We start from the raw sequence: 21,643 nt of genomic DNA on the forward strand, positions 1-21,643 counted from the left end.
GCCGCCATGGCGCTTGCTGTATCAGCCGCCCTCACCAACGCAGGAGGCGCGGCCCCAGCACAGCCCCCAGCGCCGTCGGCATGGCCATGCCTGCCACGTACCACACCGCCAGAAACGGCGCGGCCATTTCGGGGCAATGCAGCGCATACACCAGAGCCCCCAGCGCACCCGCCAGCAATCCGGCGCCCGCTCCTGCCCACGCCAGGCGCGTAGGGGCCGCGCCCTTGAGCGCCCAGAACCCGGCCACAAATGCGGGCACCGAGAGCAAGGCGATATTGAAGGGGCAAGTGCGCCAGGTGCTGCCCAGGATGATCGGCATGCGCTCTGCGGCAGACACCTGCGACAACGCCCCCAAGGCCATGGCCCACAGCACCAGCGGCGGCACCGCCAGCCACAGGGCCGCGTGGCCTAGCGGCATGCCCGGGCGGGCCATGCGGCGCAGCAGCGCCAGGCCTGCAGCCGCCAGCGCTGCCGCAAACACCAGCTTGCCCCAGAACATGGGCAGCGCCATGGTCGCCAGCAGATCGGGGCGCAGGCCGAACAAGGTCAGCATCAGCACCCCGGCGCCGGCAATGCCCACAGCGCTGGCCACGGCAATCCGTTGCTCGATGGCGGTGCGCCGCACGGGCCGCTCGTCTGCAGCCAGCAGGTGGATCAATTCATCGGTTTTCATGTCATTCCTCTGATCTTCGCAGCCAGGGCCTTCAGGCCCCGGTGCACGCCGACTTTGACGGCCGACTCCGACAGCCCCGTGAGGCGCGCCGTCTCGACCACCGACAACCCTTCCAGCTTCACATACTCAATCGGCAGTCGCTGCTTGTCCGGCAGGGTCTGAAGCAACTGCCCCAGGTCGCGCCGGGCTTCAGCAGCCTCGCTGTCGCTGCTGGCAAACAACTCGTCCGCATCGTCCAGCGGGTCATTGCGCGCCTCCTTGGCGGCATGCGAGCGCAGCCAGTCGATAAGCTTGTAGCGCGCAATCGCATGCGCCCAGGCCGTCACCGGCATTTCGGGCCGGTAGGTGTGGCGCTGGTTGTGCACGGCCAGCAACGTCTCCTGCACCAGGTCTTCCACCTCATCAGGCCGCTGCGCGAGGCGGCGGCGCAAGAAGGCGCGCAGATGGGCACTCAGCTCCTTCAAAAAGCGCTGGTAGGCGGCTGCGTCGGCATCCAGCCCCTGCAGCAACAAGCCACGCAGGCGCTCTTCCACTATCTCCATGGTGTCTCCCTGCAAGGAATTCGTATCCCGGGGCGGATGGGTTACAGGCAGCACAAAAAATATCTTCGTCATGCCGTCGCGATTTTTTGCGCAGCGCTGTAACCCGACCGCTGCACAGCGCGAATTACAACGCAGATCGGGCAGTTCCACGCAGCCTCTGGGCAGCACCCCGGTCGGACTCAACCCTTACCCAACCTTCGGAGATTCCTACCATGACCACCCGCACCCTCAGCCTCGGCGCCCTCGCCCTCGTTGCCCTGACCTCTGGCGCCGCCATGGCCCAGACCGCCCCCATGGACGGCGCCAAGCCCGCCATGGAGAAGTGCTACGGCGTCTCGATGGCAGGCAAGAACGACTGCGCCGCCGGCCCCGGCACCACCTGCGCGGGCACCTCCAAGATGGACTACCAAGGCAACGCCTGGAAGTTCGTGCCCGCAGGCACCTGCGCCTCGATCAAGACACCCAAGGGCATGGGCATGCTGACGCCCATGAAGAGCTGACCATGGCCCCCCCTCTCACCGCTGGCCTGGGCCTCAAGCCCCAGCACTACGACGAGGCGCTGCGGTGCACCGCCCCCGGCTTGTGGTGGGAGGTGCACCCCGAGAACTACCTGGCCGATGGCGGCCCGCGCCTGACCTGGCTGGAGGCCATCCGTGCGCGCCACCCGGTGGCTCTGCATGGCGTGTCGCTGTCGCTCGCGGCCGATGCCCCGCCCGACGCGGCCCACCTGAAGCGCCTCGCCGCCCTCGCACGGCGCGTCGATCCCGCCCTCATTTCTGAGCACCTGGCCTGGTCCACCTGGCGCGGGCAGTACCTGCCCGACCTGCTGCCGTTTCCCCGTACGCAAGCGGCGCTGCACCGCATCGCTGGCAACATCGCCCGCACGCAGGACGTGCTGCAACGCCCCATCGCCATCGAGAACCCGACGCATTACCTGCACATCGACGGCCATGACTGGCTGGAGACCGATTTTCTCGCCGAACTGGTGCAGCGCACCGGCTGCGCCCTGCTGCTGGACGTGAACAACGTGTACATCAGCGCCAACAACCTGGGCTTTGACGCACAGGCCTACCTCGGCGCCTTCCCCCTGCACGCCGTGGCCGAAATCCACCTGGCAGGCCACCATGCGGACCCGGTGCACGGCAACGCCTTGCTCATCGATAGCCACGATGCGCCCGTGGCGCCCGCTGTGTGGGCGCTGTACGAGCAGGTGATCGCACGCACCGGCCCCGTGCCCACGCTGATCGAGCGCGACGACCACCTGCCACCCTTGGGGGAACTGCTGGCCGAGCGTGATCAGGCCCACAGCGCACTCACCGCGGTGCAGCCCGAGGAGGCCGCATGCAGCTGAGCACCTTCCAGGACGGCTTCTCTGCCGCGCTGCTCGGCCACGCCGCGCAAGCACCGTGGCTGTCTGCACTGGAGTCCCAACCGGGATTTGCCGTGTATCGCAACACCGCGCTCAAAGGCTGCATCGATGCGCTGCAAGCCAACTACCCCACGGTGAGCCAGCTGGTGGGCGAAGACTGGTTCCGCGCCGCCGCTGCGGTGTACGCCCGCGCGCAGCCGCCAGTTGACGGGCTGCTGGTGAACTATGGCGCGGGGTTTGCCGACTTTCTGGCCGGGTTTGCACCGGCGGCCGAGCTGCCCTACCTATCCCCCGTGGCGCGCCTGGACCGGTACTGGACCGAATGCCATCTGGCAGGGAATGCCACCGCCATCGACCGTGGCTGGCTTGTGCAGCAGGCCCCCGACACGTTGCCCCTTGTGCCGCTGCGTCCGCACCCCGCCGCACGCTGGAGCTGGTGCGACGAGCATCCGGCATATGCCCTGTGGCAGAGTCACCGTGAAGGTCTGCTCCCCAATGAAGCACTGGAGTGGACGGGTGATGGGGCTTTGCTCACCCGGCCCCATGCCGAAGTGGTGTGGCATCCCCTACCGCGTGCAGGAGTGGCCTTTCTGGACGCCTGCGCCCAAGGCCTGCCCCTGGAGGCCGCCGCCACCCGCGCCCTGGAGGCCGACCCGGGCACCGACTTTGCCGCCCTGATGGGCCGCCTGATGGACGCGGGCGCCTTGATTCCAACGGATTCCCACACAGACTGAGGTGCCCGCCATGAACACCACCACCCACATCTCCCCTGCCTCCGCCAACGGCCCGCGCGTGCTACTGGCCCGTCTGGCCGATGCCGCAACCCTCCTCACCCCCCACAGTCTGCTGGCCCTGGTCAACCGCGTGGCCGTGGCAGGGATCTTCTGGCTGTCCGCACGTACCAAGGTCGAGGGCTGGTTCACGGTGTCCGACAGCGCTTACGCCCTGTTCCGCGACGAATACAAGCTGCCCTTGCTACCGCCCGAGCTGGCGGCGCAGATGGCCACAGTGGCCGAGCACCTCTTCGCCGTGCTGCTGGTGCTGGGCCTGTTCACGCGCCTGTCGGCGCTGGCCTTGCTGGGCATGACGCTGGTCATCCAGGTGTTTGTGTACCCCGATGCCTGGCCCACCCACCTGTCGTGGGCGGGGCTGATGCTGTACTTGGTCGGGCGTGGTGCGGGGGCCCTGTCGGTCGACCGGGCGTTCGGAATCCGCTAACAGCCCAATGACGATCTGTCAGGGGATCGTCTACGGGCTCTCACGATGTGAGCCATTTAAGCGGCCGCTGTGCGCACCCAGCGCACGATGTCCGCAGCCCCCAGCGCGCCCGAAATGCGAGCCACCTCGCGCCCCTGCTGAAACAGGATCATGGTCGGGATGCTGCGGATCGCATACCGCGCGGCAATGGCCTGGTGGTCTTCGGTGTTGAGTTTGGCCAGACGCACGCCGGGCTCCAGCTCGCGGGCTGCCTGCGCAAAGGCAGGCGCCATCTGGCGGCACGGCCCGCACCAGGGGGCCCAGAAGTCCACCAGCACCGGGAGGTGACTGCGCGCCACATGTTTGTCAAAGCTGGTGGCGTCCAACTCCAGCGGAGCCCCCGAAAAAATTGGCTGATGGCACTTGCCGCAATCGGGTGCGCTGCCCAGGTCGGCGCTCTGCACGCGGTTGGTGGTGTGGCAATGGGGGCAGACAATGTGCAGGGCTTCGGTCATGGCGTGGGGCATACAGGTTGCTGAACACATGGCGGCGCAGACATGACGTTTCAAGGGCACGCCGCGGAATCCCCGTTGCCCCGGTTGCAGCAGGTCGCAGACCTTGCGCCCAGTTACCTGCCCCGAATCCCCCTGGTGGCCGTACCTGCATTGCAGCGTCTGCTATGGTTTCGCGCATGCGGCTGCTCCCCACACTGACAACTGCCCATGCGCTTTTTCTGGATTTCGACGGCACGCTCACCGAACTGGCGCCGCGCCCCGAGGCAGTGCGCGTTGCGTCGGGCCTGGTGCCCACGCTGTCTTCGCTGCACACCCATCTGGACGGCGCATTGGCCATCGTGACCGGGCGGCCCGAGGCCGACATCGACGGATTCCTGGCACCGCTGCGACTGCCGCAGGCCAGCGAGCACGGGGCCCAATACCGGCTGGGCGAGACCTCTGTCCTCGCCACCGCACCACCCGCCCTGGACCCCGTGCTGCGGGCCGCACAGGACCTGGCATCCCGCCACCCCGGCCTGCTGGTGGAGACCAAGCGTGCCAGCGTGGCCCTGCACTACCGCCAGGCCCCCCAGCTGGAGGCCTTGTGCCACGACACGCTCGCGCACGCCATGCGCCAGGTGGAGGGCGTGGAACTGTTGCGCGGCAAATGTGTCTTTGAAGTGAAGCCCCGTGGTGTCCACAAGGGCCAGGCCATCGTCGATTTCATGACCCAGCCGCCCTTTGCGGGCCGCACACCGGTCTTTGTGGGCGATGACGTCACCGATGAGGCCGGCTTTGCCGCCGTGCAGGCGCTCGGCGGCTGGGGCATCAAGGTGGGCGAAGGGCCGACCATGGCACAACACCGCTGCATGACATCGGCCGCACTGCGTGGCTGGCTGTCGTCTGCACGCACGACCCTGGAGCGCGAACGATGAACACAGCCGCCACCGAACCCCAGTCCGGGACCTTGAACCTGGGCATGATCGGCAACTGCGCCATCAGCGCACTGATCGACGACCATGCCCGCATGGTGTGGTGCTGCCTGCCCCGCTTTGATGGCGACCCGGTGTTCAACGCCTTGTTGCAACCCGGTGACGAGGGCAGCCACTTTGCGATCGAGCTGGAAGACCTGGCCTCGACCCACCAGTGGTACGAGCCCAATACCGCCGTCCTGCGCACGCAGCTGTTCGACAAGGCCGGGCACGGCGTAGAGATCACCGACTTTGCGCCGCGCTTCCACAGCCGCTCGCGCTTCTTCCGGCCCATGACACTGGTGCGCCGGGTGCGCCCCATCCAGGGCGCGCCGCGCATCCGCGTGGCGCTCAAGGTGCGCTACGACTGGGGCCAGACGGAGCCCCACATCACGCGCGGCAGCAACCACATCCGCTACGTGGGGGAGAACATGACGCTGCGCCTGTCCACCGATGCGCCGGTGTCTCATGTGCTGTCGGGTCAGGCGTTTGTGCTCACGCGCGAGCACAACTTTCTGCTGGGCGCCGACGAAACCCTCACCGAAGGCATCGCCGACACCGCGCGCCTGTTCGAGCAGGAAACCACCTCCTACTGGCGCAACTGGGCGCGCGCCCTGGCGCTGCCGCTGGAGTGGCAGGACGCGGTGATCCGTGCGGCCATCACGCTCAAGCTGTCGCTGTACGAAGACACCGGCGCCATCGTGGCGGCCATGACCACCAGCATCCCCGAGTCCGCCCACAGCGGCCGCAATTGGGACTACCGCTACTGCTGGCTGCGCGACGCGTTCTTTGTGGTGCGCGCGCTCAACAGCATTTCCGAGGTAGGCACCATGGAGGACTACCTGCGCTGGCTGAGCAACGTGGTGGTCGAAGGCGGCGACGGCCACATCCAGCCGCTGTACGGCATTGGACTGGAGAAGGACCTGCCCGAGAGCTTGGTGCCGCAGCTGGCAGGCTACCGGGGCATGGGTCCGGTGCGCGTGGGCAACCAGGCGGCCGAGCATTTTCAGCACGACGTGTACGGCAACATCGTGCTGGGCGCGGCCCAGGCCTTCCACGACCACCGCCTGCTGCACCGCGCGGGCCTGGCCGAATTCACGCGACTGGAACAGGTGGGCGACAACGCGGTGCGCGTGTACGGCCAGCCCGATGCGGGCATGTGGGAGCTGCGCACACGTGCGCGGGTGCACACCTCGTCGGCCCTGATGAGCTGGGCCGCCTGCGACCGCCTGGCCAAGATCGCCGCCACGCTGCAGCTGGCCGACCGTGCCAGCCACTGGCAGCAACATGCCGACCGCATGCGCGCCGAGATCCTCGACAAGTCGTGGTGCGAAGAACGCCAGGCGTTTGCCGAGAGTTTTGGCGGGCACGAGCTGGACGCCAGCGTGCTGCTGATGGCCGAGGTGGGCCTCATCGACCCCAAGGACTCGCGCTTTGTGAGCACCGTGGAGGCCATGGAAAAGAGCCTGTGCGACGGTCCCTACATGCGCCGCTACGAGGCGGCCGACGACTTCGGCAAGCCCGAGACAGCCTTCAACATCTGCACCTTCTGGCGCATTGATGCGCTGGCGCGTATTGGCCGCAAGGCCGAGTCGCGGGCCATCTTCGAGACCATGCTGGCCGCCCGCAACCCCCTGGGCCTGCTGTCCGAGGACACGCACCCCGAAACCCGCGAGATGTGGGGCAACTTCCCGCAGACCTACTCGATGGTGGGCGTGATCAACGCGGCCGTGCGGCTTTCTGCCCCCTGGGACAGCGTGATTTGAGGCTCTGTCCGACAACGGCCGGGACCGATCCACAACGATGATCGGTCCATGAGCCGTCTTGTCGTCATCTCCAACCGCCTCGCAGATCCCCGCAAACCCGCTGCAGGCGGCCTGGCCGTCGCCTTGGGCGAGGCCCTGAACCAGACAGGCGGGCTGTGGTTTGGCTGGAGCGGCACCGTGGTCGAAGGCGGCACGCCCGGCGAGGGCGAACTCCACACCCGGCAGGCCGGCGCCGTCACACTGGCCACCGTGGACCTGTGCCGCGAGGACCACGACAGCTACTACCACGGCTACAGCAACAGCGTGTTGTGGCCGGTGTTCCATTACCGGCTGGACCTCGCCGACTTCAACGCCAGCTACATCGCAGGCTACCGGCGCGTGAACCAGATGTTTGCGCGCAAGCTGCTGCCGCTGCTGCGCGACGACGATGTGATCTGGGTGCATGACTACCACCTGATCCCGCTGGCGGCCGAGTTGCGCGCCATGGGCTGCAAGCAGCGCATCGGGTTTTTCCTGCACATTCCCATGCCACCGCCGCTCATCATGGCGGCCATCCCGCAGCATGAGTGGCTGATGCGCTCGCTGTTTGCCTATGACCTGGTGGGGCTGCAGAGCGAGGCTGATGTTTCGCATTTCACGCGCTACGTGCGCAACGAAGGCAGCGCGGAATCCTTGGACGAAAAACGCGTGCGCGCCTTCGGGGCCACGGTGGTGGTGCAGTCGTTTCCCATCGGCATCGACGTGGACGAGTTCACGCGCCTCACGCACGCCCCCGACGCGGTGGAGACCTACGAGAACATGCGCGACGAGTATTCCCGCCGGCGCCTGCTGCTGGGCATTGACCGGCTCGACTACTCCAAAGGCATTCCGCACCGTGTGCGCGCGTTCCGCGAGCTGCTGGACCGCTACCCTGAAAACCGCGACAGCGCCACACTCATCATGATCGCGTCACCCACCCGTGACGACGTGCATGCCTATGCCGACCTGCGCCACGAGCTGGAGGGCCTGTGCGGCTCCGTCAACGGCGACTACGGCGAACTGGACTGGATGCCCGTGCGCTATATCCACCGCATGGTGGCGCGCAAGCGCGTGCCGGGTCTGTGTCGCGCCGCCGCCGTGGGCCTGGTCACGCCGCTTCGCGACGGCATGAACCTGGTGGCCAAGGAATACGTGGTGGCACAAGACCCGGACAACCCCGGCGTACTGGTGTTGTCGCGGTTTGCCGGTGCGGCCGAACAGCTGAAAGAGGCGCTGTTGGTGAACCCCTACGACACCCAGGGCATGGCCGACAGCATCCAGCAGGCGCTGCAGATGCCGCTGGCCGAACGGCAGGCACGTCACCAGAAACTCATGGCGCGCATCAGGGAGCGCGATGTGCACTGGTGGCGCAACGCGTTCCTGAAAGCGCTGCAGGCATCGGGCGACTAGAGGGCAGAAGGCCGGGCCATCAGAGGAGCTTGGTCAGCAGGCTGACCACAAAGCTCAGCAGCAGCGTGGACGCGAGCGGCACGTCCCAGTCCCGCCCCAGCCAGCGGAATCGGAAATCCCCCGGCAACCGCCCAAAGCCCATGCGGCGCAGCAGCGGCGACAGCCAGCTGATGAACATCAGGGCCAGGAAGATCACGATGAGCCAGCGGAACATGGTCGGGCCAGGGCCTGTTCAGGGTGTCAAAGCCGGTGGGACCGGTCCCCATGCGCAAACCCCATGGGCTCCCATGGCTCGCCAGCGCCCACGGCCAGCACTTTGAACAGCTCACCCATCTCGTGTTCCATGATCAATTTGGCCGCTATAGCACGCTGCGCCTGCGGTAGGCGCTCCATTATTGGGAGCAATCCACAGTTGATGAGAAAGTGCGCCTGCGTGGTGTAGCCCAGTACCTGCAGCCCCGCGTCCTGCGCGGCAAGCGCCATGGCCGTGAAGTTCACGTGGGCGGTGATGTCCTTCAAGCCCACCGCCACCAGCGGGTCGCCATCGGCGAGATGCCCCTGGTGGCACATCACCGTGCCCATGTGGCGCTGGGGGTGGTAGTACTCGTCTTCGCCAAAACCGTAGTCGAGCAAGAACGCGGCACCGCGCGTCAGTCGGTCGGCCAGCATGCGCATGAAGCCTTCTCCCTGCGCGTGGATCTCGGTCAGGTAGTCCTGCGGACCTTCGATGACGATGGGAGGGCGCAGGGCCGTGGGGCGGTCGGCCCAGGCAAAGCGGCCGTCTTCGGCCACCACCACGCCGCGTTCGTGCCACACCCCACTTTGCTGACCGCCGTGGCGCGCAAGCAGCTGAACGGGCATGGCATCGAGCACCTCATTGCCCACGACCACGCCTTCGATGTGCTCTGGCAGCGCATCCACCCAGCGCAGTTTGGGCGCATGGGCCTCCAGCCTGGCCTGCTGGCGGGCGCGCAGGCTGCCCGACAGATCGACGATGGTGTAACGCTGCACCTGGTCGGCCAGGGCATCGAGCAATTGCAGCGCCAGCGCGCCCGAGCCTGCGCCGAACTCCCACACCTCGTAGGTACCGGTCTGCGCCAGAGCCTGGCCCACCTGCACGGCCAGCGTCTGGCCAAACAGGGGCGTGAGCTCGGGCGCGGTCACAAAGTCGCTGCCCGACTCGGGCATGGCGCCGAATTTGGTGGAATCGTTGGCGTAGTAGCCCAGGCCGGGCGTGTACAACGCCAAGGCCATGAAGCGGTCAAACCCCAGCCATCCGCCCTCGGCGGCAATGGCCTGGGCGATGTGCTGGTGCAGGGCGGTCGTTAAACTGTCGGGTCTTTGGGTCACGGCCCGCATTGTCTCCCACATGTCCACCCCTTCCCTGCCCCATCGCCCCCGCACCGTGCTGGTGACCGGTGCCGCCAAGCGCCTGGGCCGCAGCATTGCGCTGGCCCTGGCAGCGGGTGGCTGGCAGGTGGCCGTGCACTACCGCTCTTCAGCCCAAGACGCTATCAATAGCGTAGCTGAATGCGCAAAATTGACTAGCGCAAGCGCCCATTTTGAGGCCGATTTTGATGACGAGGCCGCCGTGCGCGGTCTGCTGCCCCGCGTGGTGGCGCATTTCGGCAGTGTGGACGCGGTGGTCAACAGCGCCTCGCTGTTCGAACATGACAATGCCGAGACCTTTGGTTTTGCCGCGCTCGAAAAGCACCTGCGCAGCAACACTGCCGCCCCGGTGCTGCTCGCCCAGGCCCTGCACCAGCATCTGACCGACCGGGCGGCGGCGGGCGAGGCCGATGCCCAGGGCGCCGTGGTCAACCTGCTGGACCAGAAGCTCTGGAACCAGAACCCCGACTTCGTGAGCTACACGCTCTCCAAGGCCGCGCTGGAGGCGGCTGGCACCATGCTGGCGCTGGCCCTGGCGCCGCGCGTGCGGGTGGTGGGCGTGGCGCCCGGCCTCACACTGACCAGCCACATGCTCAGCGACGACAAGTTTGCCCAGCTGCATGCGCTCTCGCCGTTGGGCCGCTCGTCCACCGCCGAGGACGTGGCCGCCACTGTGAAGTTTGCGCTGGAAAACCGGTCCCTCACCGGCACCACCCTGCTGGTCGATGGTGGCCAGCACCTGATGAAGTTTGACCGCGATTTTTCGCTGATGTGAGCGCACGCACACCCGCTCACTCAAGCCAGGACCTTCTCCCATGACCCACGCTGTTGGCACCCAGATCCTCACGCTCACCGGTTTGCGCTTTGACGCCAACCTGGGCATCCTCGACCACGAAAAGACCGACCCGCAGCCCATCCAGGTGGATGCCGAGCTGAGCCTAGGCGTGCAGCCACTGGCCCCGCGCGACGACGACATCGGCCATGTGCTGGACTATCGCCGCGTGCGCCAGATCATCATCGACGAGTGCACGGCGGAACACGTGAACCTGCTGGAGAGCCTGATCGGCAAGCTGGCCCACCGCCTGATGCAGCTGCCCGGCGTGCTGGGTGTGCGCGTGAAAATCGCCAAACTCGAAATTTTTGACGACTGCGAAGTGGCGATTCGCATTGAGACAGGGCAGTGGTAAATCTATGAATGCAGTGATCGACAACCCCATGCAAAACAGCTGGACGGAGGCGGAAGACGCCCCCCAAGAACCCGCCACCGCCAACGCGACGCGCATCAAGATCGAGCGCGAGACCCACAAGCTCGAAAAGCGCCTGTGCCGCGAGGTGGGCAAGGCCATCGTCGACTTCAACATGATTGAAGAAGGCGACAAGGTGATGGTGTGCATGTCGGGCGGCAAGGACAGCTATGCGCTGCTGGACATCCTGCTCAAGCTCAAGGCCCGCGCGCCGATCCACTTTGACCTGGTGGCCGTCAACCTGGACCAGAAGCAGCCGGGCTTCCCTGAACATGTGCTGCCCGAGTACCTGGCCAGCACCGGCGTGCCGTTCCACATCGAGAACGAAGACACCTACAGCATCGTCAAGAAGCTGATCCCTGAGGGCAAGACCACCTGCAGCCTGTGCAGCCGCCTGCGCCGGGGCATTCTGTACCGCGTGGCGGATGAGTTGGGCTGCACCAAGATCGCACTGGGCCACCACCGCGACGACATTTTGCAGACGCTGCTGCTCAACATGTTCTTTGGCGGCAAGATGAAGAGCATGCCGCCCAAACTGGTGAGCGACGACGGCAAGCATGTGGTGATCCGCCCGCTGGCCTACGTGGCCGAGAAAGACACTGCCCGCTGGGCTGCGCACCGCAACTTCCCCATCATCCCGTGCAACCTGTGCGGCAGCCAGGAGAACCTGCAGCGCAAGCAGGTGGGCGAAATGCTGCGCGAGTGGGAGAAAAAATTCCCCGGCCGCGTGGAGAACATGTTCAACGCCCTGCAGAACGTGGTGCCCTCGCACCTGCTGGACGGCAGCCTGTACGACTTCAAGAACGCCAAGGCCACAGGCATTGCCAGCGAAGACGGCGACAAGGCGTTTGACAAGGAAGAGTTCGTAGCGCCATCGCCTTCGCTGCCTGGCGTGCAGGTGGTGCAGCTGTCGTGAACTGCGGGGGCCAGCGGCACTCTCACGGAGATCCTTGTTTCAGAACTCTCTGACCATGACACAACGCCGATGGCTTCCCGCTCTGCTTCTGGGCCTCACCGCCGCCCTGCTTGGAGGCTGCAGCACTACCCGCGTGGTCGAGGGCCAAGTGCAGAGCTTCTCGACCCTGGAGGCCGCGCCCGCACCCGCCACGTACCGCATTGAGCGCCTGCCCTCCCAGCAAACCCCCTCGTTTGACGCCATTGCCACGCTGGCCAACCAAGCCCTAGCCCGCGCGGGCCTGCAGCGCGACGATGCCGCGCCCCGCCTGCTGGTGCAGCTGGGTGTGCAGGCCGACACCGTGCCCCGCTATGACCCCTTCCGTCCTTACGGCCCCTACGGTCCCGGCCCCTGGGGCATGGGTGGCTGGTATGGCCGGGGCTGGGGCGTGCATGGCACGTGGCGTTTTGGCGAGCCCACGCCCTTGCACCGCCGCGCGGTCAGCATGGTGATGCGCGATGCCGGCACCCAGGCCGTGGTGTACGAGACCTCGGCCGTGCACGAAGACGTGTGGGTGAGCGACCCGGCCGTCTATGGCGTGCTGTTCGACGCCGCGCTCAATGGCTTTCCGAAGCCGCCCCAGGGCCCCCGGCAGGTGCGGCTACCTCTGGTACCCCCCGCTCCCTGAGATCCCCAGACCCTCCCCACTGCATGCAAGCCACCCGCATCGTTGCCATCCGCCACGGCGAAACCGCCTGGAATGTGGACACCCGCATCCAGGGCCACCTGGACATTCCGCTCAACGACACAGGCCTGTGGCAGGCCGACCAGGTCGCGCAGGCCCTGGCGGGCGAGCCGATTGCCGCCATTTACACCAGCGACCTGCAACGGGCCCACGCCACGGCCCAGGCCGTGGCCCGCACCACGGGCGCGCCCTTGATGACCGAGACCGGCCTGCGCGAGCGCAGTTTTGGCCACTTTCAGGGCCAGACGTTTGCCGAGATCGAGGCCAAGCTGCCCGAAGATGCGCTGCGCTGGCGCAAGCGCGACCCGCACTACACGCCCGAAGGCGGTGAGTCGCTCGTGACCCTGCGTGACCGCATCGAGCGCACCGTGAACACGCTGGCGCAGCAGCATGTGGGCGAGCAGGTGGTGATGGTGGCCCATGGCGGCGTGCTGGATGTGCTGTACCGCCTGGCCACGCGCCAGGACATTCAGGCGCCGCGCACGTGGCAGCTGTCCAACGCCGCCATCAACCGCCTGCTGTGGACGGAGAACGGCCTCACCCTGATCGGTTGGGCAGATACCCAGCACCTAGACAACAACACCCTCCGCGATGAAACCCATTCCTGAAGCCTTGCAGTCCACCGTGGGTCAACGCGTGGACCTGATCGACACCCCGGCTCTGGTGGTAGACCTGGACGCCATGGACCGCAACATCCAGCGCCTGGCCGACTTTGCGCGCAAGCACCAGGTGCGCTGGCGCCCCCACGCCAAGATGCACAAGAGCGCCGAGCTGGCCCTGCAACTGCAGCGGGCGGGCGCCCAGGGCGTGTGCGTGCAGAAGGTCGCCGAGGCCGAGGCCCTAGCGGCCGGAGGGGTGGATGACATCACCATCACCAATCAGGTCATCGCCATGCCCAAGCTGCACCGCCTGGCGCGGCTGGCCGCCCAGCTGGCGGCACGCGGCGGGCGACTGGGGGTGGCCGTGGACCATGCCGATGGCATTGAACGCTTGGCTGAAGCCATGGCGCAGTATGGCAGCGATGCCGGCATCGACGTGCTGGTGGAGATCGACGTAGGCCAGGGCCGCTGCGGCGTGCGCCCCGGCGAGGCCGCCGTGCCGCTGGCGCTGGCCGTGGCACGCAGCCCCCGCCTGCGGTTTGCCGGCCTGCAGGCCTACCATGGCCGCGCGCAGCACCTGGCCAGCAGCGTGGGCCGCCGGGAGACCATCGCCGCTGTGGTGCGCGCCGCCGACCACACGCGCCAGCTCATCGAAGCCGCCGGGCTGCCCGTGCCGCTGATCACCGGATCCGGCACCGGCACCCTGGTGCATGAGGCCGCCAGCGGTGTGTTTGGCGAGCTGCAGGCAGGCTCGTTCCTGTTCATGGATGCTGACTACGCCCGCAACGAGCGCGAGCCAGCCCAGCCTTCGTTTGAACACGCGCTGTACGTCAAGACCCAGGTAGTGTCGGTGCACGACACCCACGCGGTGTGTGACGCGGGCCACAAGAGCCACGCCATCGACTCGGGCCTGCCCACCGTGGCCCTGCTGCCCGCCGACCGCACCCTGCGTTACGCCAACGGGGGCGACGAACACGGCCTGCTGTACGCCGACGGCCCCGAAGCCCACCTACCCAGCCTGGGCCACATGCTCTGGCTCATCCCAGGACATTGCGACCCCACGGTGAATCTGTACGACTTTTTGATCGGCGTGCGCGGCGGACTGATGGATGGGGTCGTGGAGCGGATCATCCGAGTGGATGCACGGGGGGCGCTGACGTAGGCGCAGCCCTCTAAACACCGGCGCTATAGGGGTTCACCTGCCCCGGTGTGGGCTGGCTGCTGGACCACAATCCGGCAGCATGAGCCCCAGCCAGATCATCGTCCTTGCGACGCCCGTCTTCTTTTTGCTGATCGCCATCGAACTGGCCATTGGCTTCAAGCGCCAGCGCAACACCTACCGGCTGGCCGATGCTGTGAGCAGTATCAGCCTGGGCATGCTGAGCCAGACCAGCGCGGTGTTCACGCGACTGCTGCGCATCGGCATCTACACCGCCCTGTTCGAGCACGTGGCGCTGTGGCGCAACGATGCGTTCTGGACGAGCCTGCCGGGCTGGCTGCTGGCGCTGGTGTTCTACGACTTCTGCTACTACTGGCTGCACCGCATGGGGCATGAGTCGGCCGTGCTGTGGGCCGCGCACGCGGTGCATCACCAGAGCCAGGACTACAACCTCAGCACCGCGCTGCGGCAAACGAGTTCGGGCGCGCTGCTGGGCTGGATCTTTTATGTGCCCATGGCGCTGGCCGGCGTGCCGCCCCTGGTGTTTGGCGTGGTGGCGCTCATCGACCTGCTCTACCAGTTCTGGGTGCATACCGAGCAGGTGGGTCGCCTGGGCTGGTTCGACCGCTGGTTCTGCAGCCCGAGCAACCACCGCGTGCACCATGCCGTCAACGACGCTTACCTGGACAAGAACTACGGCGGCGTTCTGATTCTCTGGGACCGGATGTTTGGCACCTTCAAGGACGAAGACGCGCAAGAGAAATGTGTGTATGGCACCCGCGGCCTGCTCAACAGCTGGGACCCGCTGTGGGCCAACGCCCAGGTGTACGCCGGGCTGGCGCACGACAGCTGGCACGCGCGCAGCTGGCTCGACAAGCTCAAGGTCTGGATCAAGCCGCCGGGCTGGCGGCCTGCGGATGTGGCGGAGCGGTTCCCCAAGCCCGCCTTCAGCATGGCGCAGATGCAGCTGTACCACCCACCCATGTCGCGTGCCGTGCAGTGGTTTGCGCTGGTGCAGTTCGCGCTGCTGCTCACAGGCGTGGCGGCCTTTCTGTGGCAGGCCGATGCAGCGCCGCTGGCGCACGACGCCCTCTGGTTTGCCGTGCTGCTGACGATGCAATGGTCGCTGGGTGCGGTGATGCAAGGGCGCATCGGCGTGCTGATGGCGCTGATGCTGCAAAGCGCGGCGCTGGCCACGGCCACCAGCGCGCTGGGGTTCACGCAGTGGCATTGGCTGTTCAAGCCGCTGACCATGGTAATTGCTATTATTTTGGTAGCTACCAGCGTATATTCGACTAACGCAAGGGGCGCATCAGGCTCCAGTACGCCCTCGGTCTTGCTGATGGCAGCCCTGGGCGGGTCCTTGGCGGGGGACGTGTTCCTCATGTTCCCGGGTTTCTTCATCCCCGGTCTGGTGAGCTTTCTGGTGGCGCACCTGTTCTATGTGGCGCTGTTCAAAAGTGGACAGACATGGTTTCCGCACCGAGGTGCGCTGGTGGCCACGCTGGGCATCGGCGTGGCCATGTACGCCTTTCTGTGGGCGGGCGGCCTGCCGTCTGCATTGCGCGAGCCTGTCGCGGCCTATGTGCTGGTGATTGCGTTGATGGCGGCCCAGGCCATTGGCCGCGCCACCGTGTTGCGCGGCGCCGCTTCGCTGTGTGTCGCCATCGGCGCCGGATTTTTCATGCTCAGCGACTCGCTGCTGGCCACGAACCGGTTTGTGACGCACCTGCCCATGGCACAGGTCTGGGTACTGGCGACGTACTACGCAGCGCAGGCATTCATCGTGGCGGGCCTTCTGCGGGGTGCAGCCCGCGCAGAGCCAACCCCCGCCATACCCCTCACACCCCAAACAGATCTTGCCCGCTCGCCTTCGGCGGCGTAACCCCCAGGTGTCGGAACGCCGCCAGCGTGGCAATGCGCCCACGCGGCGTGCGCTGCAGGAAGCCCTGCTGGATCAGATAGGGCTCGATCACATCCTCGATGGTGCCAGCCTCTTCACCAATGCTGGCGGCGATGTTATCGAGCCCCACGGGGCCACCGTTAAACCGGTGGATCACGGCTTCAAGCAGCTTGCGGTCCATCACGTCAAAGCCTTGCGGGTCCACGTCGAGCATGGCCAAGGCCTTGTCGGCAATGGGCTTGGTGATGCGGCCGTCGCCTTTGACCTCGGCATAGTCGCGCACGCGGCGCAGCAGGCGGTTGGCAATGCGCGGTGTGCCACGCGAGCGGCGGGCGATCTCGAAACCACCGTCCTCGTCCATGGGGGCATTGAGCAACCCGGCACTGCGCTGGACAATGCGCGCCAGCTCTTCGGCCGTATAGAACTCCAGCCGCGCCACGATGCCAAACCGGTCGCGCAACGGGTTGGTCAGCATGCCCGCGCGCGTGGTCGCGCCTACCAGGGTGAAGGGCTGCAGGTCCAGCTTGATGCTGCGCGCCGCAGGGCCTTCGCCAATCATGATGTCGATCTGGTAGTCCTCCAGCGCGGGGTAGAGGATTTCCTCCACCACGGGTGACAGGCGGTGGATCTCGTCGATGAAGAGAACGTCATTCTTTTCCAGGTTGGTCAGCAGCGCCGCCAGATCCTTGGGTTTTTCCAGCACGGGGCCACTGGTCTGGCGCAGGTTGACCCCCAGCTCAGCCGCGATGATGTGCGACAGCGTGGTCTTGCCCAGGCCCGGCGGGCCGAACAGCAGCACGTGGTCCAGCGCCTCCTCACGCTTCCTCGCAGCGCCGATGAAGATCTCCAGCTGCTCCCGCGCCTTGGCCTGGCCCACGTACTCCTGCAGGAGCTTGGGGCGCAGGGCGCGTTCGATGGCCTCCTCTTGGGGCGAGGCGGGGGCGGCAGAGATGACGCGTTTGGCGGGGGCGGGGGAGAAGTCGTCGGTTTGGATGGTCATGCGTCAGAACCGCTCACTTACTCAGTTACCCGTCCATGCGTAATAGGCAATGCCTTCGTAATTGAAGTCCTTGTAATTAGCGATCACAAAATCACGCTCTGCGGCACTGATCGTGAAGAAATGGGTTCCTGTTACAGGCCTGTAAAACCGATAGATCGGTGTAGAACCATCGCTCACTGCCGTCTGCGCGTACCAAATTGGGCCCTCGTAGTTGTACACGGGGTAGTTGGCGCGAACAAAGTCACTTTCCGCTTGGCTGATGGTGTAGAAATGTGCCCCGTTGCCGGTATTGAAGAAGCGATACACAGTACTTTGCCCCACAGCAGGCTGTGCATAGGCGTAGAACGCGATGTTCTCGTAGGCGAATTCCGGGTAAGTGCTGATTACGAAATCACGCTCGGCGGCGCTCGAGGTGAAGAAATGGGCCCCGGTTTTGCTGTTGTAGAACCTGTAGATAGCCGTGCGACCCGAACTATTGGCTGTCGATGCCAGCCAGTTCTTCAGCGCTGCGTTGTAGGCCACGTCGAATCGGCCATAGTAGTCGGGTGACGACTTGTTGGTGCAGATGGCCACGCCACCGTACAAGGTACCCACAACTTTGCCGTTTCGGAACAGCGCCGAGCCACTGCTCCCCCCCTCGGTGGTGCCCTGGCTCCAGTTGACCCGGTAGTAGTTACCGCTGGTCCCCGTGCACGTGAACGTCGTGTCAGATGCGGTAGTACATGACGATTGACTGACCACCGCGCCATAGCTCAGCTTGAGCAAGTCTCCGCGGGGATGGTGCAAGCCAATGGTGGAGACCCCAGCCGCAACGGTGGACGCATCCCACCCGGCAAAAACGGCTCCCGCAGGAGGCGTGTCGTTCAGCAAGAGGAACGAGGTATCACTGTCAGCGCTGGCGTAGAGAAGCTTGGCCCCACCCACCTTCTTGGTGCTCGAGCTCTGCAGCGCACCACTGTTGCAACTGGATGAACGGAAAAACCAGTCCGTCTGCAAGGTCGAAGCCACGGTCTGATCTGAAATGCAGTGGTTGGCACTGAGAAAGTAGGGCTTGCCACTGGAGCTGCCATCGTTGAGCAAGGTGCCGGTGCAAAGGTAGGCGCTCGCCCCCTTCACAAAGACCATGCGCGCGACCGCGTTGCGCTCACTGGCACCGTCGTTATAGCAAGTGGCATCCAGGTTACAGGTATCCGCGTCTCCAATGGCTTTCGTGCCTTGCTGCACCTGCGCCTGGTATTCCTGCTCCGTAGGCACGGCCAGATTCGCGAAGATGTGCGACAGCTGGGGTACCGATATTTGTAAGGTATTCGCGGCCAGGCCAGGCGGCAACTCCACTTCCAGCGTCGCCTCACCAGCCCCGGTGTCGGGTGTCCACCAGGTGCGAGCAGCTTCCGAACGGTCACCCGCCGCCTGATTGCGCTCAATCAGCTGCAGAATTTCCTGCCCGGAGATCTCGAACACCTTGCCAGGCGCTGCTTGGGTGTAAACGCGCACGACGGCACTGCCAGGCAGTTGCTGAACCAGCACACCCAATCGCAAACCATAGGCCCCTTCTGCGCTGAAGCTCACCGCCGCAACCAAGCCGCCTGCGGATGTTTTGCGCCACTGCCACAGGGCTCCCATGGCCGATGCAGACTTTGTAGCCTCTACGCTGCGGCCTTGGCCCACGAGCCGAGGACCCACGGAGTCCACAGACAGGGTTTTTTCCGCAGCCAGCGCTTCCAACGCAACCGCTGTTGCTTCGGGCGCAGCAGCGGCGCTGCGCGATTTGATGCGGACAACGTCCTGGACAGCCTCTGCGGGCTGAACCCGGCTGTCCACCTTGGAGAGCAGCGGTGCATTGACGGCAGCGTCGCCCGAGCCACCGCCACAACCGACCAGCAACGCGGCCGCGGTGAGGACGGCAGGCATCCAGCGCCAAATAGAAAACTTCTTCATTGTCTGCATCCTTGAATTCGCCACAACTCACACGCCCCATCCCGGAGACAGGCCGGCGAGAGGCCACGCACATCAGTCCCGGCCCACAACGCCGGGCACGGGTTTTCGAGAGCGATTATCAGCGCGCCAACGCCTTCAACGCCATCTTGATCCCCTCGCTCACCCCCACCTCCGCTGGCAACGCCTTGAGCGCGGCCGCGGCCTCCTTGTCGTTGTAGCCCAAAGCCAACAGCGCCTGCAGAATGTCGGCCTGCGCATCGCTGGTAGCCGCGCCACGCACAGCACCGATGTCGGCACCCAGCTTGCCCTTGAGTTCCAGCAGCAAACGCTCGGCCGTCTTCTTGCCGATGCCCGGCACCTTCACCAGACGGCCCGCCTCCTGCAACGAAATCGCTTGGGCCAGATCGCTCACGCCCATCCCACTCAAGATGGACAACGCCGTGCGCGGCCCCACGCCGGAAATCTTGATCAGCTCGCGAAACGCTTGGCGCTCAGGAGCGGTTGCAAAGCCGTACAGCAACTGTGCATCCTCGCGCACGATGAACTGCGTCAGCAAGCTCACTCGCTCGCCCACGGCGGGCAGGTTGTAGAACGTGCTCATGGGCACATTCACCTCGTAGCCCACACCGTGGCAGTCCAGCAGCACCTCGGGGGGATTCTTCTCCAGCAGGGTGCCGGTCAATTTGCCTATCATTGATGTCCTTTGGCGACGCGGGCGTGACATGCCGCGCCGTCGTTCTTGCCGTTTTCCGTTGCCTGACTGGAATTATCCGCGTGATCCTGCGCCACACCTTCACCCCCCACAACAACACCCGGCTCACCCACTTGTGTGGCCCGGCCGATGCGCACCTGCGCACCATCGAGGTGGCCTTGCAGGTGAGCATTGCGCACCGGCACGAGCAGTTCAAGGTCGATGGCCCCAAGGCCAAGGCCACGCAGGCGATGGAGCTACTGCAGGCCCTGTATGAAATAGCCGAGCGCCCCATTGGCGAGGACTACATCCAGCTGATGCTGGCGGGCGACAGCGAGCTGCTGGAGGCCCCGGACGACGCCATCATCCTCAACACCCGCCGCGCCGACCTGCGCGGGCGCACCCCCACGCAGAATCTGTATCTGCAGAACATCGCCACGCACGACATCACCTTCGGCATTGGCCCCGCAGGCACCGGCAAGACGTACCTTGCCGTCGCCAGCGCTGTGGATGCGCTGGAGCGCAGCAGCGTGCAGCGCATCGTGCTGACCCGCCCGGCGGTGGAGGCGGGCGAGCGCCTGGGTTTTCTGCCTGGCGACCTGACGCAGAAGGTGGACCCGTACCTGCGCCCGCTGTACGACGCGCTGTACGAACTGATGGGGAATGACAAGGTGCAAAAAGCCTTCGAGCGCAACGCCATCGAGATCGCACCGCTGGCTTTCATGCGTGGGCGCACGCTGAACAATGCCTTTGTGATTTTGGACGAAGCGCAAAACACCACGCCCGAGCAGATGAAGATGTTCCTCACCCGCATCGGCTTTGGCGCCAAGGCCGTGGTGACCGGTGACGTGAGCCAGATCGACCTGCCCAAGGGCACCCTGAGCGGCCTGATCGACGCCGAGCGCGTTTTGAAGCGCGTCAAGGGCATCTCCATCACCCACTTCACCAGCGCCGACGTGGTGCGCCACCCGCTGGTCGCCCGCATCGTGGACGCCTACGACGCCCCCCGCCGCGCGGCCGCTGTGCGTGCACGCGACTGAACTCCTAATTTGATAGCTGCTTGCGCTCACGCATCAAGCGCTAAGTGCCAAAAGCAATCCAAATGCCACTGAACCAACTCTCCCTGTCGCTGCAGTTCGGCGCCTTTGACGGCGTGACCGCCCACCGCGCGGTGCTGACGCGCCACAAGGTCACGCGCTGGATTCGCCACGCCCTGGCCACCGACGCCGAGATCACCGTCCGCATCGTGGGTGCTGAAGAAGGCCAGCAGCTCAACCGCGAGTACCGCAAGAAGGACTACGCCACCAACGTGCTCACTTTCGACTACACCCAGGAACCCATGGTGACCGCCGACCTGGTGCTGTGCGCCCCGGTGATCGAGCGCGAAGCGAAGGAGCAGAACAAGAGCCTGGAAGAACACTACGCCCACATGCTGGTGCATGGCACGCTGCACGCCCAGGGCTGGGACCACGAAACCAGCGAGGCCGACGCCGAGGAGATGGAGGCATACGAGACCGACATCCTGCAAGAGCTGGGGTTTGAAGACCCCTACGCGACCTGACCAGCTGCAGGGCTCCCCCGCGACTCGGTGGACAACCCACTTTTAAAACGCCGCCTTAAAACGCAGCCGCAGGCAAAGC

The 21,643-nt window shown here is 65.7% G+C and carries 24 protein-coding genes; 16 read left to right on the top strand and 8 right to left on the bottom strand.

The window, feature by feature from the left end; genetic code table 11:
- Positions 1-31 precede the first annotated feature (31 nt).
- Both ASD94_RS20845 and ASD94_RS20850 read right to left on the bottom strand, forming a co-directional pair.
- On the bottom strand, positions 32-673 hold the full coding sequence (locus ASD94_RS20845) for an NrsF family protein (RefSeq protein WP_056647209.1): 642 nt from the start codon (positions 671-673) through the stop codon (positions 32-34).
- Entirely contained in the window at positions 670-1,215 is a 546-nt protein-coding gene (locus tag ASD94_RS20850) for a sigma-70 family RNA polymerase sigma factor (protein WP_056647212.1), read from the bottom strand. The genes ASD94_RS20845 and ASD94_RS20850 overlap by 4 nt, the downstream gene beginning before the upstream one ends.
- A gap of 212 nt (positions 1,216-1,427) precedes the next feature.
- Between ASD94_RS20850 and ASD94_RS20855 the strand changes: the two genes are divergently transcribed.
- The 4 genes from ASD94_RS20855 to ASD94_RS20870 are packed head-to-tail and all read left to right on the top strand — an operon-like array spanning position 1,428 to position 3,802.
- A complete protein-coding gene (locus ASD94_RS20855; protein ID WP_056647216.1) occupies positions 1,428-1,715 on the top strand; it encodes a DUF2282 domain-containing protein in 288 nt (95 codons plus the stop codon).
- A 2-nt stretch (positions 1,716-1,717) separates the two neighbouring features.
- On the top strand, positions 1,718-2,566 hold the full coding sequence (locus ASD94_RS20860) for a DUF692 domain-containing protein (RefSeq protein WP_056647219.1): 849 nt from the start codon (positions 1,718-1,720) through the stop codon (positions 2,564-2,566).
- Entirely contained in the window at positions 2,557-3,318 is a 762-nt protein-coding gene (locus tag ASD94_RS20865) for a DNA-binding domain-containing protein (protein ID WP_056647220.1), read from the top strand. The genes ASD94_RS20860 and ASD94_RS20865 overlap by 10 nt, the downstream gene beginning before the upstream one ends.
- Before the next feature lie 10 nt (positions 3,319-3,328).
- Complete coding sequence (locus tag ASD94_RS20870; RefSeq protein ID WP_056647222.1) at positions 3,329-3,802, top strand: DoxX family protein; 474 nt, start codon at positions 3,329-3,331, stop codon at positions 3,800-3,802.
- A 56-nt stretch (positions 3,803-3,858) separates the two neighbouring features.
- Here the strand turns inward: ASD94_RS20870 and trxC are convergent, their stop codons facing one another.
- Complete coding sequence (trxC, locus tag ASD94_RS20875; RefSeq protein WP_056647659.1) at positions 3,859-4,296, bottom strand: thioredoxin TrxC; 438 nt, start codon at positions 4,294-4,296, stop codon at positions 3,859-3,861.
- 176 nt (positions 4,297-4,472) lie between these two features.
- On the opposite strand from trxC, the gene otsB reads away from it, so the two are divergent.
- The 3 genes from otsB to otsA are packed head-to-tail and all read left to right on the top strand — an operon-like array spanning position 4,473 to position 8,440.
- Positions 4,473-5,210 (top strand): trehalose-phosphatase, encoded by a 738-nt coding sequence (gene otsB / locus ASD94_RS20880; RefSeq protein WP_056647663.1) that lies wholly within the window; start codon positions 4,473-4,475, stop codon positions 5,208-5,210.
- Positions 5,207-7,012, top strand: coding sequence for a glycoside hydrolase family 15 protein (locus tag ASD94_RS20885; protein WP_056647225.1), 1,806 nt, complete (start codon positions 5,207-5,209; stop codon positions 7,010-7,012). The genes otsB and ASD94_RS20885 overlap by 4 nt, the downstream gene beginning before the upstream one ends.
- Positions 7,013-7,060: 48 nt before the next feature.
- Complete coding sequence (gene otsA, locus ASD94_RS20890; protein ID WP_056647228.1) at positions 7,061-8,440, top strand: alpha,alpha-trehalose-phosphate synthase (UDP-forming); 1,380 nt, start codon at positions 7,061-7,063, stop codon at positions 8,438-8,440.
- Between the two features lie 19 nt (positions 8,441-8,459).
- Here the strand turns inward: otsA and ASD94_RS20895 are convergent, their stop codons facing one another.
- Complete coding sequence (locus ASD94_RS20895; RefSeq protein WP_056647231.1) at positions 8,460-8,654, bottom strand: DUF2905 domain-containing protein; 195 nt, start codon at positions 8,652-8,654, stop codon at positions 8,460-8,462.
- A 26-nt stretch (positions 8,655-8,680) separates the two neighbouring features.
- Complete coding sequence (locus tag ASD94_RS20900; RefSeq protein ID WP_056647234.1) at positions 8,681-9,799, bottom strand: class I SAM-dependent methyltransferase; 1,119 nt, start codon at positions 9,797-9,799, stop codon at positions 8,681-8,683.
- A 10-nt stretch (positions 9,800-9,809) separates the two neighbouring features.
- On the opposite strand from ASD94_RS20900, the gene ASD94_RS20905 reads away from it, so the two are divergent.
- From ASD94_RS20905 to ASD94_RS20935, 7 genes are all read left to right on the top strand, one after another.
- The gene (locus ASD94_RS20905) at positions 9,810-10,604 is read left to right on the top strand and encodes an SDR family oxidoreductase (protein ID WP_056647236.1); all 795 of its coding nucleotides are present in this window, start codon (positions 9,810-9,812) and stop codon (positions 10,602-10,604) included.
- 40 nt (positions 10,605-10,644) lie between these two features.
- On the top strand, positions 10,645-11,016 hold the full coding sequence (locus ASD94_RS20910; RefSeq protein ID WP_056647240.1) for a dihydroneopterin aldolase: 372 nt from the start codon (positions 10,645-10,647) through the stop codon (positions 11,014-11,016).
- A gap of 4 nt (positions 11,017-11,020) precedes the next feature.
- Positions 11,021-11,989 (top strand): tRNA 2-thiocytidine(32) synthetase TtcA, encoded by a 969-nt coding sequence (gene ttcA / locus ASD94_RS20915; protein WP_056647242.1) that lies wholly within the window; start codon positions 11,021-11,023, stop codon positions 11,987-11,989.
- 55 nt (positions 11,990-12,044) lie between these two features.
- Entirely contained in the window at positions 12,045-12,656 is a 612-nt protein-coding gene (locus ASD94_RS20920) for a DUF4136 domain-containing protein (protein ID WP_056647245.1), read from the top strand.
- A gap of 23 nt (positions 12,657-12,679) precedes the next feature.
- Complete coding sequence (locus ASD94_RS20925; protein WP_056647248.1) at positions 12,680-13,321, top strand: histidine phosphatase family protein; 642 nt, start codon at positions 12,680-12,682, stop codon at positions 13,319-13,321.
- Positions 13,305-14,474, top strand: coding sequence for a DSD1 family PLP-dependent enzyme (locus tag ASD94_RS20930; protein ID WP_056647250.1), 1,170 nt, complete (start codon positions 13,305-13,307; stop codon positions 14,472-14,474). Before ASD94_RS20925 ends, ASD94_RS20930 begins: the two co-directional genes overlap by 17 nt.
- A gap of 79 nt (positions 14,475-14,553) precedes the next feature.
- A complete protein-coding gene (locus tag ASD94_RS20935; RefSeq protein WP_056647253.1) occupies positions 14,554-16,356 on the top strand; it encodes a lysoplasmalogenase family protein in 1,803 nt (600 codons plus the stop codon).
- Here the strand turns inward: ASD94_RS20935 and ruvB are convergent.
- The 3 genes from ruvB to ruvA all read right to left on the bottom strand — a co-directional run bounded on the left by ruvB (position 16,313) and on the right by ruvA (position 20,006).
- Positions 16,313-17,374, bottom strand: a complete 1,062-nt coding sequence (gene ruvB, locus ASD94_RS20940) for a Holliday junction branch migration DNA helicase RuvB (protein ID WP_056647255.1) — start codon at positions 17,372-17,374, stop codon at positions 16,313-16,315. The genes ASD94_RS20935 and ruvB overlap by 44 nt on opposite strands.
- A 21-nt stretch (positions 17,375-17,395) precedes the next feature.
- Complete coding sequence (locus tag ASD94_RS20945; RefSeq protein ID WP_056647258.1) at positions 17,396-19,312, bottom strand: trypsin-like serine protease; 1,917 nt, start codon at positions 19,310-19,312, stop codon at positions 17,396-17,398.
- Positions 19,313-19,430: 118 nt separating this feature from the next.
- Positions 19,431-20,006, bottom strand: coding sequence for a Holliday junction branch migration protein RuvA (gene ruvA / locus ASD94_RS20950; RefSeq protein WP_056647262.1), 576 nt, complete (start codon positions 20,004-20,006; stop codon positions 19,431-19,433).
- An 80-nt stretch (positions 20,007-20,086) separates the two neighbouring features.
- Here ruvA and ASD94_RS20955 point away from each other — a divergent pair, with 80 nt between their 5' ends.
- Together ASD94_RS20955 and ybeY are read left to right on the top strand one after the other, a co-directional pair.
- Positions 20,087-21,043: a PhoH family protein gene (locus ASD94_RS20955; protein WP_056647264.1), complete on the top strand. Its 957-nt coding sequence runs from the start codon at positions 20,087-20,089 to the stop codon at positions 21,041-21,043.
- Between the two features lie 62 nt (positions 21,044-21,105).
- Positions 21,106-21,564, top strand: coding sequence for an rRNA maturation RNase YbeY (gene ybeY, locus ASD94_RS20960; RefSeq protein WP_056647268.1), 459 nt, complete (start codon positions 21,106-21,108; stop codon positions 21,562-21,564).
- Positions 21,565-21,643: the final 79 nt, after the last annotated feature.

This window comes from Acidovorax sp. Root70, from assembly GCF_001428225.1.
GTDB lineage: Bacteria > Pseudomonadota > Gammaproteobacteria > Burkholderiales > Burkholderiaceae_C > Acidovorax.

Coding starts and splice junctions, on each gene's coding strand:
- otsA (WP_056647228.1), top strand. CDS start 7,061: ATGAGCCGTCTTGTCGTCATCTCCAACCGCCTCGCAGATCCCCGCAAA.
- ASD94_RS20910 (WP_056647240.1), top strand. CDS start 10,645: ATGACCCACGCTGTTGGCACCCAGATCCTCACGCTCACCGGTTTGCGC.
- ASD94_RS20845 (WP_056647209.1), bottom strand. CDS start 673: ATGAAAACCGATGAATTGATCCACCTGCTGGCTGCAGACGAGCGGCCC.
- ybeY (WP_056647268.1), top strand. CDS start 21,106: ATGCCACTGAACCAACTCTCCCTGTCGCTGCAGTTCGGCGCCTTTGAC.
- ASD94_RS20865 (WP_056647220.1), top strand. CDS start 2,557: ATGCAGCTGAGCACCTTCCAGGACGGCTTCTCTGCCGCGCTGCTCGGC.
- ASD94_RS20900 (WP_056647234.1), bottom strand. CDS start 9,799: ATGCGGGCCGTGACCCAAAGACCCGACAGTTTAACGACCGCCCTGCAC.
- ASD94_RS20925 (WP_056647248.1), top strand. CDS start 12,680: ATGCAAGCCACCCGCATCGTTGCCATCCGCCACGGCGAAACCGCCTGG.
- ASD94_RS20895 (WP_056647231.1), bottom strand. CDS start 8,654: ATGTTCCGCTGGCTCATCGTGATCTTCCTGGCCCTGATGTTCATCAGC.
- ASD94_RS20935 (WP_056647253.1), top strand. CDS start 14,554: ATGAGCCCCAGCCAGATCATCGTCCTTGCGACGCCCGTCTTCTTTTTG.
- trxC (WP_056647659.1), bottom strand. CDS start 4,296: ATGACCGAAGCCCTGCACATTGTCTGCCCCCATTGCCACACCACCAAC.
- ASD94_RS20860 (WP_056647219.1), top strand. CDS start 1,718: ATGGCCCCCCCTCTCACCGCTGGCCTGGGCCTCAAGCCCCAGCACTAC.
- otsB (WP_056647663.1), top strand. CDS start 4,473: ATGCGGCTGCTCCCCACACTGACAACTGCCCATGCGCTTTTTCTGGAT.
- ASD94_RS20850 (WP_056647212.1), bottom strand. CDS start 1,215: ATGGAGATAGTGGAAGAGCGCCTGCGTGGCTTGTTGCTGCAGGGGCTG.
- ruvA (WP_056647262.1), bottom strand. CDS start 20,006: ATGATAGGCAAATTGACCGGCACCCTGCTGGAGAAGAATCCCCCCGAG.
- ASD94_RS20870 (WP_056647222.1), top strand. CDS start 3,329: ATGAACACCACCACCCACATCTCCCCTGCCTCCGCCAACGGCCCGCGC.
- ASD94_RS20885 (WP_056647225.1), top strand. CDS start 5,207: ATGAACACAGCCGCCACCGAACCCCAGTCCGGGACCTTGAACCTGGGC.
- ASD94_RS20930 (WP_056647250.1), top strand. CDS start 13,305: ATGAAACCCATTCCTGAAGCCTTGCAGTCCACCGTGGGTCAACGCGTG.
- ASD94_RS20945 (WP_056647258.1), bottom strand. CDS start 19,312: ATGAAGAAGTTTTCTATTTGGCGCTGGATGCCTGCCGTCCTCACCGCG.
- ttcA (WP_056647242.1), top strand. CDS start 11,021: ATGAATGCAGTGATCGACAACCCCATGCAAAACAGCTGGACGGAGGCG.
- ASD94_RS20920 (WP_056647245.1), top strand. CDS start 12,045: ATGACACAACGCCGATGGCTTCCCGCTCTGCTTCTGGGCCTCACCGCC.
- ruvB (WP_056647255.1), bottom strand. CDS start 17,374: ATGACCATCCAAACCGACGACTTCTCCCCCGCCCCCGCCAAACGCGTC.
- ASD94_RS20855 (WP_056647216.1), top strand. CDS start 1,428: ATGACCACCCGCACCCTCAGCCTCGGCGCCCTCGCCCTCGTTGCCCTG.
- ASD94_RS20905 (WP_056647236.1), top strand. CDS start 9,810: ATGTCCACCCCTTCCCTGCCCCATCGCCCCCGCACCGTGCTGGTGACC.